Source organism: Micromonospora sp. NPDC005173 (genome assembly GCF_040608515.1).
In the GTDB taxonomy this organism is placed as follows: Bacteria; Actinomycetota; Actinomycetes; order Mycobacteriales; family Micromonosporaceae; genus Micromonospora.
In genome coordinates this window covers 119,233-131,972 of sequence record NZ_JBEXIK010000015.1, presented here as the reverse complement: position 1 = coordinate 131,972, position 12,740 = coordinate 119,233, and the positions used below count along the sequence as shown (strand labels likewise).

Below are 12,740 nucleotides of genomic sequence, written 5' to 3'. Positions count from 1 at the left end.
CGTGCCCCGGGCCCGATCAGCGCTCGATCGGGCCCGGGGGTGCTCGTCGCTAGTGCTGGTGCCCGGCGTGGTCGTGGTCGTCGTCGAGCTCCAGGAACGGGTGCTCGTCGAGCCTGCCGACCAACCGGTCGTCGGCCGCCGGCTGGAACGGACCGGCCGGGTCGTCGTCGTCGAACGACTCCAGGTCGACCGGGGTGCCCACCTCGCTGACCATGACCACTCCGTCGAGCGGCTCCAGCTCGGGGACGTCCAGCGCGCCGAGCGAGCCGTCACCGCTCTGCAGCAGCTCCAGCACCGCCTCGCCGACCCCCTCCACCGGCGCCGGCTCGTCGTCCTCGGGGGTGCCCTCGCGGCGAGCCACCTCGGCCACCCGCAGCAGCGCGGACACGCTCGGCACCCGGTAGTCGCGGCGCTGGCGTACCGAGATCACCCGGGGGTGCGGATCGCTGGCCTCGGCACCTTCGACACCTCCGAAGCGCTCGTCGGCCTCGTCCGGGTCGATCGAGTCGACATCCCACGGCGTCACCTCGCCGAAGGCGTCGAGCAGCCGCTCGTCGTAGGCGTAGGACGCATTGTTCAACGCCACGTACGCCTGCCAGACGTCGTCGTCGTCGACGCGGCCCTGCGCGGCACGTACGGCGGCCAGGTGGTGGCGGGCCGCTTCGATCACCCGCTCGAGAGCGGCGTCCAGCTCACCGTGCTGGTCGGTCATGTGGGGCAGTCCCTTCACGATGGGGAGGTTGCGCGTCGGCTGCAGCTGCCGGACGCGGCTAGCAGGTGCGGAGGAACTGGTCGAGCACCCGCACGCCGAACTGTAGTCCGTCCACCGGAACCCGCTCGTCGATGCCGTGGAACAACGCGGAGAAGTTCAAATCGGCGGGCAGTCGCAGCGGGGCGAACCCGAAGCAGCGGATGCCGAGCTGGGAGAACGCCTTGGCGTCGGTGCCACCGGAGAGCATGTACGGCACCGGCCGCGCTCCCGGGTCCTCGGCCCGCAGCGCCGCCGACATGGCCTCGACCAGGTCGCCGTCGAAGGTCGTCTCCAGCGCCGGCTGCCGCTGGACGTACTCGATGGCGATGTCCGGGCCGACCAGCTCGCGCAGCTGCCGCTCCAGCAGCTCCGACTGGCCGGGCAGGCTGCGGCAGTCGATGGTGGCGGTGGCCCGGCCTGGAATGACGTTGTCCTTGTAGCCGGCGTTCAAGCGGGTCGGGTTGGCCGTGTTGCGGATGGTCGCGCCGATGATGTTGGCGATCGGGCCGAGCTTGGCGATCGCCGCCTCCGGGTCCTCCGGGTCCAGCTCGACGCCGAGCACGTCGGAGACCTCCTCCAGGAAGGCCCGTACGGTGTCGGTGACCACCACCGGGAAGCGGTGCCGGCCGATCCGGGCCACGGCCTCGGCCAGGGCGGTGACGGCGTTGTCGTCGTGCATCATCGAGCCGTGCCCGGGGCGGCCCTTGGCGTGCAGCCGCAGCCAGTCGATGCCCTTCTCGGCGGTCTCGATGAGGTAGAGCCGCTGGCTTTCGTCGACCGAGTAGGAGAAGCCGCCGACCTCGCCGATCGCCTCGGTGCAGCCGTCGAAGAGGCCACGGTGGTAATCCACCAGGAAGCGTGCGCCGTAGTCGCTGCCCGCCTCCTCGTCGGCCGTGTACGCCAGCACGATGTCGCGCGTGGGCCGGACGCCGGTGCGCTGCCAGTGCCGCACCACCGCGAGCACCATCGCGTCGAAGTCCTTCATGTCGATCGCGCCCCGGCCCCACAGGTAGCCGTCGCGCAGCTCGCCGGAGAACGGGTGCACCGACCACTCGTCGGCGTCGGCGGGCACCACGTCCAGGTGCCCGTGCACCAGCAGCGCTCCCCGGCTCGGGTCGGTGCCGGGGATGCGGGCCACCACGTTCGCCCGGCCCGGAGCGGACTCGTGCAGCACGGACTCCACGCCAACCTCGGCGAGCTTCTCCGCCACGTACTCGGCCGCGCGGCGCTCGCCGACGCTGGTGTCGTTGTCCCCGGTGTTGGTGGTGTCGATGCGCAGCAGGTCGCGGCAGAGGTCCACGACCTCGGCGGTGGGGTCCGGTCGGGGGGAGTCGCTCGTCATCGCCTCTTCATACCAGCCCCACCGGGTCGGCGGGCCGGCGCACCGGCGCGGCGGACCCGGGCATCCAGACCGGCGGATGCGGGTGACGGTTTCGCGGGTCGCGGGATCGGGTACCGCCGCCGACGACCGCACGTTGCCTGCCGGAGCTTCCGCCCGCCAGTCGAGGAGGGCACCATGTCCGCCGTTCCCCTGCCGCCACTGCCGCCCACGCCCGAGGAGGGCTACCGGCCCGGTGGGCGCAGCATCGCCGACATCGTGGACCGGGAGCACCAGCAACTGCTGGCGCTGCTGGCCCAGTTGAACGGCCCCGACGCCACGCCGCAGGAGGGGCTGCCCGTGCTCACCGCCGCGCTGTCGCGGCACCTCTCCGCCGAGGAGCAGTACCTGCTGCCGGCGGTGCGGTCCGCGCTGCCCGACGTAGCCGAGCGGGTGGACGCCGAGATCAACGCCGACGCCGCGCTGTTGGCCACCCTCAAGGGGTTGACCGACGAGACGCTGACCGAGGTCGCCGCGCGGGTCCGCCGGCACGTCGAGGGCGTGGGCGGTCTCGTCGCCGAGCTGCGCGCGGTGGCCACCGAGGAGGAGCTGATCCGGCTGGGCAACCGGCTGGAGATCGCCGAGGAGGCGGCGCCGACCCGGCCCCACCCGGGCACCCCGGCCACCCCGCCGTGGAACCGGATCGTCGAGCCGGCGGTCGGGGTGGTGGACAAAGTCCTCGACGCGGTGACCCGGCGACCGACGTACCTGGCGGACCTGCCGGAGCCACCTCGCGACTGAGGCGCGGCGACACCAGCCATATATTCAATCTCACCGATCCGCCCGGACCCTTCCGCCGGCTGCGGCGTGGTCCTACCGTCACCGTATGAACCTGGAGCTGCGACACCTGCGGGTGGTCTGCGCGATCGCGGAGACGGGGAGCGTGACCAAGGCGGCGTCGGCGCTCGGCCTGGCCCAGCCGGCGCTCACCGCCCAGCTCCAGCGAATCGAGCGGACACTGGGCGGGCCACTGTTCGACCGGGACCGGCGCGGTGCCCGGCCCACCGCGCTCGGTGAGCTGGTGCTGGCCCGCGCCCGGGTGCTGCTGCCGGCGATGAAGGGCCTGCAGGACGAGGCGGCCCGACTGGCTGGTGCCGGCGAGGCGCCCCGCTGGTACCGGTTCGGCGGGGTGAACAGCCCGATCCTGGGGCGGTTGGTGCACCGACTGGCCGCCGAGCAGCCACCCGCGCAGATCACCACGTACGCCTCCTGGTCGGTGGACGAGTTGGCGCAGCTGGTGGCCGGCGGCCGGCTGGACTTCGCGCTCACCGGGGTGTGCGGCGACGCCGTCCCGTCGGCCGAATCCGGGCTGAGCTGGCGGGAGGTGGCCGTCGACCCAGTGCTGGTGCTGCTGCCGGAGACCCACCCGCTCGCGGAGCGCGACGAGGTGCGCCTGGTGGACCTGCGCCACGAGCAGTGGGTGGCCGCGCCGGGCGACGGCTGTTTCGGCGACTGCTTCGCCGCCGCCTGCGCCCGTGCCGGCTTCACCCCCCGCAAGCTGTACGAGACCGACGTGCGCGGCTGCGTCGACCTGGTGGACGCCGGCGAGGCGGTGGCGCTCTGCCAGGCGACGTTCCGCCCGGTGGCGGGGCTGGTCACCCGCCGGCTGGCCGGGATACCGCTGCGCTGGCGGCTGCTGCTGGGCTGGCACCCGGACTCCCCCGCCGCCCAGGGCGCCGAGCTGGTGCTGGAGACGGCCAAGGCGGCGTACACCGACTCGCTGGCCCCGCATCCCGGATACCTGGCCTGGCAGCTGCGCAATCCCGGGTTCGGCGTCCGGCAGCCCAGCGGGGTGTGACCCGGGTGGGCAGGCGGTAATGGGCCGGCCGGTGGCGGTGCGAACCGCCGTTGGCCGGGTATCTGGCGGATATGACCGACCTCTACCCGCCAGCCGACGACCGGGAGCTGCTCCGCCAGGCGGCCGCCGCGCACACCGCCGCCACCCGCGAGGTGGAGGCGTTCCTGCGCCGGCTGCCGGAGGTGCCCGACCCGGCCGACGTCACCGAGTACGCCAACCTGCTCAGCCGGGAGGACCGGACCCGCGGCGAGCGGGACGCGGCCGCCGACGCGGCCGGGCTGACCATCAGCAGCATGGAGCCCGACCAAGGCCAATAGCGTGACGCGACGGTGCCGTCCCTGCGTGGGGACGGCACCGTCGGCGTGGCCGGTCAGCGTTCGACGAGGGGGTCGTGGCCCAGGTCGAGCAGGGAGTGCCGCCAGTCGTCGTCGGCGTTGCCGCGCGGTGGCTTCGCGTCCATCAGGCCGCGGATCCGGTCGATCGCCTCCCGCATCACCTCGATGTCCTCCGGTGTGAGGTCGACCTTGCGCTTGTTCAGCACCTTGAGGATCTCCCGACCCGGCTGTGGCAGGTCGAGGTCCGGGTTCGACCCGAACGACTCCTCGCCGGAACCCCGGGTCAGCAGCCAGGTGCGCAGCTGCTCCGACGGAACGTTGACCTCGGCGTGGAAGTCCTCCCAGAGCACTTCCACCTCGGGGTCGAGCCGAGCCTCGCGTACCATCAGGTCTCCTCTCCGGGCGGCGGCCCGGACGTCTCCGGGTCGTCCTGGTCGGTCTTCGGGTGCAGGCCCTCGGCCGGCACCCGCGTCCTTCTGGGGTTCGCGGTGGGCGGCGCCAGGATCGGGTCGGGATGGTCCTCCTCGTCCCGGGGTTCCGCGGACTCCGCGGGCTCGCGCGGTTTTTCGGGTTCCGGTCGCCGCGCCGCCCCGCTCATCGCGGGTGCGAGGTCGTGGCGGCGGTGTACCCCCGCTCGCCCGCGGTCACGTCGAAGGTGAGCTGGCCGTCGCGAGCGTCCACGATGACCTTCTGCCCGGGTGAGATCGCCGACTCCAGCAGCATCCGCGAAAGGTGGTTGTCCACCTCCCGCTGGATCACCCGGCGCAGCGGGCGGGCACCGAACTCCGGCTGGTAGCCGTGCTCGGCGAGCCAGTCGATGCCGGCGGCGGAGAACTCCACCTGGATGTCCTGGGCGTGCAGCCGGCGGCGGGTCTCCTCCAGCAGCAGTCCGGTGATCTGGCGTAGCTGCTCGGCCTCCAGCCGGCGGAAGATGATGACCTCGTCGATGCGGTTGAGGAACTCCGGCCGGAAGTTCTCCTGCAGGCGGCGCATCAGCCGCTCGCGCAGTTCGTCGCTCTCCTGCTCGCTGCCCGGCGCGCCAGTGCCGAACCCGACGCTGCGCTGGCTGCCCGTGATCAGCTCGGAGCCGAGGTTGCTCGTCATGATCAGTACGGTGTTCTTGAAGTTCACCGTGCGGCCCTGACTGTCGGTCAGCCGCCCGTCGTCGAGCACCTGGAGCAGGATGTTGAACACGTCGGGGTGGGCCTTCTCGATCTCGTCGAGCAGCACCACCGCGTACGGGCGGCGGCGCACCGCCTCGGTGAGCTGGCCGGCCTCCTCGTAGCCGACGTACCCGGGCGGGGCGCCGACCAGCCGGCTGACCGTGTGCCGCTCCTGGAACTCGCTCATGTCCACCCGGACCATCCGGTCCGCCTCGCCGAACAACGCCTCGGCCAGGGCGCGGCCCAGCTCGGTCTTGCCCACACCGGTCGGGCCGAGGAACAGGAAGCTGCCCATCGGCCGCTCCGGGTCGGCCAGGCCGGCACGGGAGCGGCGGACGGCCTCGGCGACCGCGGTGACCGCGTCGTCCTGGCCGATCACCTTCTTGTGCAGGTGCCCCTCCAGGCGGAGCAGCCGGTCCCGTTCCTCCTCGGTGAGCTGGCTGACCGGGATGCCGGTGGCCCGGGAGACCACCTCCGCGATCTCCTGCGGACCCACCTCGGGCACCTGGGAGGTGCCGCCGTCGTCGCCGTTCGCGCGGCGTACCTGCTCCTCCAGCTCGGCGATCCGGTCGCGCAACGTCGAGGCCCGCTCGTACTGCTCGTCGGAGACGGCCTGTTCCTTGTCCCGGCGTACCTCGTCGAGTTGCTGCTCCAGCTCCCGCACGTCGGAGGCGGGGGTGCGGGTGCGCAGCCGGACCCGGGCGCCGGCCTGGTCGATGAGGTCGATGGCCTTGTCCGGCAGGAACCGGTCGGTGACGTACCGGTCGGAGAGCTCGGCGGCGGCGACCAGCGCCTCGTCGCTGAACCGCACCTGATGGTGCGCCTCGTACCGGTCGCGCAGCCCGCGCAGGATGGCGATCGTGTCGTCGACGCTCGGCTCGGGCACCAGCACCGGCTGGAAGCGCCGGGCCAGCGCGGCGTCCTTCTCGATGCTCTTGCGGTACTCGTCCAGCGTGGTCGCGCCGATCACCCGCAGCTCACCGCGGGCCAGCGCCGGTTTGAGCATGTTGGACGCGTCCATCCCGCCCTCGCTGCCGGCGCCACCGGCCCCGACCAGGGTGTGGATCTCGTCCATGAAGATGATCAGCTCGTCCCGGTGCGCCCGGATCTCGTCGATCACCTTCTTCAGGCGCTCCTCGAAGTCGCCCCGGTAGCGGGTCCCGGCGACCAGGCCGGCCAGGTCGAGTTGGACCACCCGTTTGCCGAGCAGGGTCTGCGGCACGTCCCCGTCGCAGATCCGCTCGGCCAGGCCCTCCACGATGGCGGTCTTGCCCACGCCGGCCTCACCGATCAGCACCGGATTGTTCTTGGTCCGCCGGGAGAGGATCTCCACGGCCTGCTCGATCTCGTCGGCACGCCCGATCACCGGGTCGATCTGGTCGGCGCGGGCCAGGTCGGTGAGGTCCTGCCCGTACTGGTCCAGGGTGGGGGTGCCGCGGTCGGGCTTCGGCCCGGCCATCGGCCCGCGCTCGGCGTTGGCGGCCTGCAACGACTCGGGCTGGATCCGGCCGGCGGCCAGCATCCGCCCGGCCGGCGACTCCGGGTTGAGCGGCAGCGCCATCAGGATGTGCTCGGGACCGATGTAGTTGGCGCCCATCGCCCGGGACAGCTGGTGGGCGTCCAGCAGCGCCCGCTTGGCCGCCGGGGTCAACGACAGGTTGGGCGGCACCTCTCCGCGCGGCGCGCCGTCGCCCCGCCCGCCGAGCGCGTTGAGCAGGGTGTCCGGGTCGGCGCCGGCCCGGCGAACGAGGTCGCGCAGGGGTTCGCGTTGCAACGCCGCCCAGAGCAGATGGTCGGTGTCCAGGTCGCTGCTCTGCCGTTGCGCGGCCCGCCGGGCCGCGTCGGCGAGCATCTCCCGGGCGTCGGCCGTCATCAGCCGGGTGATGTCGACCCGGTGCGCAGGTCGGCGTCCTCCCTCACCCCGCCCGAAATACCGGGCAAGGAATTCATCCCACGGGTCGGAGCCGAAGTCACCGGGTCCCATTGTGTCTCCTCCGCAGTCGGGCGCGGCACGGTCGCCAGGGGCTACCCGGCGCTCGCCCTGACAAACGCCGCACGTGGGGGCGCACCGACGTTGTGGAGTGGCGGCGGGACTGCGCCGGCCGGTAGTGGGAGGCTGGCGGCATGGATGAAACCCCGTTGCTGATCGTGGACGGCGCCAACGTCGTGGGCTCCCGCCCGAACGGGTGGTGGCGGGACCGGGCCGGGGCCGCCGCCCGGCTGCGCGACTCGCTGGCGCCGGTGGCCAGCACCGGGCTGCCGGCCCGGTTGGCCGCGCCGATCGAGGTGGTGCTGGTCCTTGAGGGGGCCGCGCGGGACGTGCCGGGCACCGACGGCGTCCGGGTGGTCTCCGCCGCCGGGTCGGGGGACGACAGCGTGGTCGAGCTGGTGGAGGCCGCCCCTCAGCGCCGCCGGCTGGTGGTCACCGCCGACCGGGAGCTGCGCGACCGGGTCACCGCCCTGGGCGCCGAGGTGTACGGCCCACGGTGGCTACGCGACGCACCCGCCACGAGTTGACAAACTCTCGTACTGGGACTCCCACAGAACGGACTCCCGGCGCTTCCAGGTGACAACCGGACAGCCGGGCAGGAACACCGACAGGGCGGATGTTCTCCCGCAGACGCCGATAGGCTCTAATGGAGACCTCCCCGCCCCCAGGAGGTTCCGCCGTGGCGAGCGTCGCCGAGCTGAAGGCTGCCATCGATGTCGCCCTCCAACAGATCGGGGACGGGCAGACAGCCGTGCAGGCAGCCGGCGAAAAGCTGTCCGAGGCGCAGCAGACCCTGGCCGGCGCGCTGGAGGGCAGCGGGCACGAGACGGTGGAGGCGGCCCAGGCGTCGCTGACCCAGGCCAGCCAGGAGCTGGAGGAGTGTCTCGCCGCGACACTGGTCGCGGTGGAGCAGGCGCAGCTCTACGTCGCCACCCTGTAGGCCGCCGTGTCCATCATCGAGGACGTCGGTGGGCAGGTCCGGGCCGCCAGTGAGGAGTTTCCGGTGGGCCTGCTCGGGCAGGCGCTGGAGAAGTTCGGCCTGGCCGCCGAGCGGCTGCGCTGGGTACGGCAGGAGTCGGCCAACCCGATGGGGGTGCCGGAGCTGTCCGCCGCCACCGAGCACGCCGAAAGCGCCGGTTACGCGCTGCGGGTGGCGCAGGAGCAGCTGTCGGCGTACCTGACCGCGATCGGGCTGGGCGCGGACGGTGCGCCGGCGCCCCGCCCGCAGCCGCGCGAGCCCCGGCACGACCCGCCGCCGGCGGGCGGCCCGACCACTGTGGCTCCGGAGCCCGCCGAGCAGGTCCGGCTGCGCCGCTGGTGGTCGGTGCGGGTGACGGAGCTGACCGGAGGGCGTGACAGCGGCACCGACGAGCCCGACGAACGGCTGGACGACTCCCAGGAGCTGCTGCGCCGGGTCGTGCGCGGGGTACGCGCCGGCGACCGGGACCGGCTGCGCACCGAACTGCGTCGCGCCCCGGCCGACGTGGGGCTGGGGATGGCGGCACTGACGCCGCCGCTGCTGCGCGAGCTGGCCGGTGAGCTGCTGGGGCACCCGCCGCGCGCCACCGACCTCGGCCGGCTGCGCGGGGAGCTGGACGGGCGGGTCCGCGACCTGCTGCCCGGGCTGCCGCCGCCGGTGCTGGAGACGCTGCTGACCCGGGTGTGCCGGATGCCGCCGCCGCGCGACTCCGGCCAGCCGGCGCATGCCGCGGACTCGGCGGTGACCGCCGGCGTGGCGACCGGGCTGCTGCTCGCCCGGCTGGGCCGCGACCTGCCCACCACCAGCCCGCAGCCCACCGCCGACCCGCAGCCGGCCACCGTCGGGCAGTCCGGTGGCGCGGAGCAGCGCCCCGGCGGGGCGGTACGGCAGCCCGGCGGTGTCGGCCGGCAGCGCTCCGGTGCGCTGCCGCCACGCGCCGGCAGCCCGTGGCGGGACGCGCCGGCACCGCAGCGCCGCCGGGGCTCCGATGGCTGACCGGCGCGGCCAACTGGCCGCCCGGGTCCGGGACTCTCTCGCCGAGGCTCTGGGCGCCACCCGTACCCGGCTGTCCGCGGCGCAGGCCGAGCTGACCGCCGGGCGGGAGCGGCTGGTCCGGGTCCGTCGGGCGGCTGCCGCCGTACCGGAGCGGGTGGGCGGCCAACGGGACCGTCGGCTGGCCGAGATCGACGCCCGGCACTCCACCCGGATCGCCGAACTGGCCCGCCAGGCCGCCGACGCCGCCCGCCGGGAGGCACCCGGCTGCGCCGGCGCCGACTGGCCGGGGTGGACGCCGACGCCGACCAGACGCGCCGAGCCGCCTGGAGCGCTGCGGATCGGCACGGTCCGGATCGACGACGTCGACCCGGTGCCCGCGCTGGTGCCGCTGCTCGACGCCGGGCACGTGCACCTCTCCGGGGACGACCGCACCGGTTGCGACGCGGTGGTCTCCGCGTTGCTGCTGCGGGCCGTCGGCCGCGCCGACCCGGGCGCGGTCCGGCTGATCGGGTACGACCCGGAGCACCTCGGCGGCGGCCTGGCCGGGTTCGCCCCGCTGGGCACCGCCGGGTTGCTGACCTTCGTCGGCCCGGGCGGGCTCGGCCCGCTGCTGGACGACCTGGTCGAGCAGATCCGCCGCATCAACGAGACCGTGCTGGCCGGCGAGCACGGTTCGCTGCGGGAGCTGGCCGCGGCGACCGGCCGCCGACCCGAGCCGTGGCGGGTGGCCGTGCTGCTCGGCGGCGACGAGCTGAACCGGCACGAGCGTGGGCAACTGGAGCGGGTGGTGCGGGCCGGCGCGGCCTGCGGGGTGCACCTGGTGGTACGGGGCGTGCCGCTGCCGGAGGATCCGACGGTGACCCGGGTGGTGGCCGAGGTGTCCGGCGCGTGGGTCGGCGGTCCGTCCGGCCTGCCGGTCCGGCTGGACCCGCCACCGCCGGCGACGCTGGTCACTGAGACCTGCCGGGAGACCGCCGCCCGGGTGAACGCCGGCCCGCCGCCGACGCCGTTCGCCGACCTGCTGCCGCCACCGGAGCTGATGTGGCGGGAGGACTCCTCCGGCGGGCTGTCCGCCCCGATCGGCGAGGGGCCACAGGGCCGGCCGGTGCGGCTGACGCTGGGCGACTACCCGCCGCACGCGCTGATCGGTGGGCCGTCCGGCACCGGCAAGACCAACCTGATCTTCGCCTGGATCGGCGCGCTGGCAGCCCGCTACTCCCCCGCCGAGCTGGAGTTCTACCTGCTGGACTTCAAGGAGGGCGTGTCCTTCGCCCGGTTCGCGCAGGGCCGACGCGACCCGAGCTGGCTGCCGCACATGCGGCTGGTCGGGATCAACGTCAACACCGACCGGGAGTTCGGGCTGGCCCTGCTGCGCTTCCTCGCCGAGGAGCTGCGCCGGCGGGCCGACGCGGCCAAGAAGCACGAGGTGACCAAGCTGGCCGAGCTACGCGCGGTCGACCCGACCGGCCACTGGCCACGGATCGTCGCGGTGGTCGACGAGTTCCAGATGCTGCTGGCCGGCCGGGACGTGGTCGCCCGGGAGGCGGCCGACCTGCTGGAGGACCTGGCCCGGCGGGGCCGGTCGCAGGGCATCCACCTAGTGCTGGCCTCGCAGGACGTGCGGGGCATCGAGGCGCTGTGGGGTCGCCCGGCGCTGGTCGCCCAGTTCACCCTGCGGATCGCACTGCCCAAGGCGTTGCGGATCCTCGCCGAGCGCAACGACGCGGCGCAGTCGCTGCCCCGCTGGCACGCGGTGGTCAACGCCGAGTCGGGCATGGTGGAGGGCAACGAGATCGCCCGGATCCCGTCGGCCAGCGACTGGGAGACGTGGAGCGGTTTGCAGAACCGCCTGTGGCGGATGCGTCCCCCGGACGCGGCGCCGGCCCGGCTCTTCGACGGCGACGCGATCCCCCGGCTGGTGGAGGCCCCGGACTTCCGGGCGCTCACCGCGCCGCCGGACGGGACCGCCCCGCGCAGCCCGGTGGCCCTGCTCGGCGAGATCATCGACGTGCAGGCCCGCTCGGCGGTGCTCCGGCTGCCACGCGCTCCCGGGCGCAACCTCGCGGTGCTGGGCACCCGGGTGGACGAGGCGTGCGCGGTGCTGGACGCGGCCGCTCGATCGCTGGCCCGCCAGCACCCGTCGGGGACGGCCCGGTTCTCCATCGCCTGCCTGGACTCCGACGCCGACCCGATGGCCCGAGCGCTCTACGACGACCTGGCCGACGACGCCGCCTGGTACGACGAGGAAACCGTCGGCGAGCTGATGGCCGAGACAGCCGACGGGCTGACCGGCCCGAGCAGCCCGCACTACCTGCTGCTGTTCGCGGTCGACGCGGCGGCCGGCGCGCTGGCCGCACGGTCGGGCCAGCGGACCGGCCTGGAGCAGCTGCGCCGGATCCTGCACGACGGCCCGGAACGGCGGACCCACGTGCTGGCCTGGTGGCGGGGGGTGGCCCGGATGCGCGCCGACCTGGGCGGGCCGGCCGCCCGCACCGACCAGATCGGCGCCTGGGTGGCGCTGGACGCGCACGGCGGCGAGCTGGGCGCATCGCTCTACCCGGGCACCGGCGGCCCGGACTGGTATCCCCGCCCGTGGCGAGGGCTCTTCTTCGACCGGGCGGTGCACCGCACCGGACAGGTGGTCATCCCCTATGGACCGTCCCGATGAACCAACCGGTGGCCAGTGAGACGTACGCGGCGCAGCTGCGGCGGCTGGCGGAGCTGACCGCCCGGGTGCGCGAGCAGCGCGCTGAGGCGCACACCTGGTACGACCGGCAGTGTGCGGCCGCCGACCGGGCCGTCGCCGACGCCGTTGAACAGGTCCAGCGGGCCGAGGAGGAGTTGGTCGCCGCCCGGGAGGAGCAGGAACGGGTGGACGCCGAGGTGGCGCACCTGTGGCAGCAGCTACGCGAGCGGCTCGGCGCCGGCGCCCGCCGCCTCGGCGGCCCGCCCGCCCCGGCCAACGGCGGGGCCGCCAACCCGGCGCTGCTGCTCAGCCGAGCCCGTGACCTGCTGGACCGGGCCGGGCAACCGGGCGAGCTGCCGGGTTCGGTGAACCCGCTGCTGGCGCTCTGCGGGGTGGCCGGCGCCGTGCTGGCGTACGCGCTGGGTGCCGGCGCCCGAGCGCTCGGCGTCGGGTACGGCGGCGATCTGGCGGTCGGGATGCCGGTGCTGGCGCTGGTGGTGACCCTGATCGGGCCGCTGGTCGGCGTGGTGCCGGCCCGGGTGCTGGCCGACCGCCGGCACGCGGTGCTCGGGCCCCGGCCGATCACCGTGGTGCTCGGCGCTGGCCTGCTCACCACCGCGCTGCTGCTGATCCTCGGCCGCTGATCCGACGGCGCGCTGACCAC

General features: G+C 74.3%; 12 protein-coding genes. 8 read left to right on the top strand and 4 right to left on the bottom strand.

Annotated features, from left to right (window positions below; all coding sequences use genetic code 11):
• Positions 1-49 precede the first annotated feature (49 nt).
• Both ABZV00_RS19005 and ABZV00_RS19000 read right to left on the bottom strand, forming a co-directional pair.
• Positions 50-712, bottom strand: a complete 663-nt coding sequence (locus ABZV00_RS19005) for a hypothetical protein (protein WP_328426653.1) — start codon at positions 710-712, stop codon at positions 50-52.
• Positions 713-770: 58 nt separating this feature from the next.
• On the bottom strand, positions 771-2,093 hold the full coding sequence (locus tag ABZV00_RS19000; RefSeq protein WP_355607846.1) for a M20/M25/M40 family metallo-hydrolase: 1,323 nt from the start codon (positions 2,091-2,093) through the stop codon (positions 771-773).
• Between the two features lie 174 nt (positions 2,094-2,267).
• On the opposite strand from ABZV00_RS19000, the gene ABZV00_RS18995 reads away from it, so the two are divergent.
• The 3 genes from ABZV00_RS18995 (at position 2,268) to ABZV00_RS18985 (ending at position 4,244) form a co-directional block, all read left to right on the top strand.
• Entirely contained in the window at positions 2,268-2,870 is a 603-nt protein-coding gene (locus ABZV00_RS18995; protein ID WP_328416982.1) for a hemerythrin domain-containing protein, read from the top strand.
• An 85-nt stretch (positions 2,871-2,955) separates the two neighbouring features.
• Positions 2,956-3,927 (top strand): LysR family transcriptional regulator, encoded by a 972-nt coding sequence (locus ABZV00_RS18990; RefSeq protein ID WP_355607842.1) that lies wholly within the window; start codon positions 2,956-2,958, stop codon positions 3,925-3,927.
• Between the two features lie 71 nt (positions 3,928-3,998).
• Positions 3,999-4,244, top strand: coding sequence for a hypothetical protein (locus tag ABZV00_RS18985; protein WP_328416986.1), 246 nt, complete (start codon positions 3,999-4,001; stop codon positions 4,242-4,244).
• Positions 4,245-4,297: 53 nt separating this feature from the next.
• Here ABZV00_RS18985 and ABZV00_RS18980 read toward each other — a convergent pair whose 3' ends face one another.
• The gene (locus tag ABZV00_RS18980) at positions 4,298-4,648 is read right to left on the bottom strand and encodes a DUF3140 domain-containing protein (protein ID WP_328416988.1); all 351 of its coding nucleotides are present in this window, start codon (positions 4,646-4,648) and stop codon (positions 4,298-4,300) included.
• 208 nt (positions 4,649-4,856) lie between these two features.
• A complete protein-coding gene (locus tag ABZV00_RS18975) occupies positions 4,857-7,409 on the bottom strand; it encodes an ATP-dependent Clp protease ATP-binding subunit (protein WP_355607840.1) in 2,553 nt (850 codons plus the stop codon).
• Between the two features lie 140 nt (positions 7,410-7,549).
• Between ABZV00_RS18975 and ABZV00_RS18970 the strand changes: the two genes are divergently transcribed.
• The 5 genes from ABZV00_RS18970 (at position 7,550) to ABZV00_RS18950 (ending at position 12,720) form a co-directional block, all read left to right on the top strand.
• Positions 7,550-7,942 carry a hypothetical protein gene (locus ABZV00_RS18970; RefSeq protein ID WP_355607837.1) on the top strand — a complete coding sequence of 131 codons (393 nt, stop codon included), beginning with the start codon at positions 7,550-7,552 and terminating at the stop codon, positions 7,940-7,942.
• A 152-nt stretch (positions 7,943-8,094) separates the two neighbouring features.
• Positions 8,095-8,355, top strand: coding sequence for a hypothetical protein (locus tag ABZV00_RS18965; RefSeq protein ID WP_130400840.1), 261 nt, complete (start codon positions 8,095-8,097; stop codon positions 8,353-8,355).
• 6 nt (positions 8,356-8,361) lie between these two features.
• On the top strand, positions 8,362-9,390 hold the full coding sequence (locus tag ABZV00_RS18960) for a hypothetical protein (protein ID WP_355607834.1): 1,029 nt from the start codon (positions 8,362-8,364) through the stop codon (positions 9,388-9,390).
• On the top strand, positions 9,383-12,058 hold the full coding sequence (locus ABZV00_RS18955) for an FtsK/SpoIIIE domain-containing protein (protein ID WP_355607831.1): 2,676 nt from the start codon (positions 9,383-9,385) through the stop codon (positions 12,056-12,058). Before ABZV00_RS18960 ends, ABZV00_RS18955 begins: the two co-directional genes overlap by 8 nt.
• On the top strand, positions 12,055-12,720 hold the full coding sequence (locus tag ABZV00_RS18950) for a hypothetical protein (protein WP_355607828.1): 666 nt from the start codon (positions 12,055-12,057) through the stop codon (positions 12,718-12,720). The genes ABZV00_RS18955 and ABZV00_RS18950 overlap by 4 nt, the downstream gene beginning before the upstream one ends.
• The last annotated feature ends 20 nt before the right edge of the window (positions 12,721-12,740 follow it).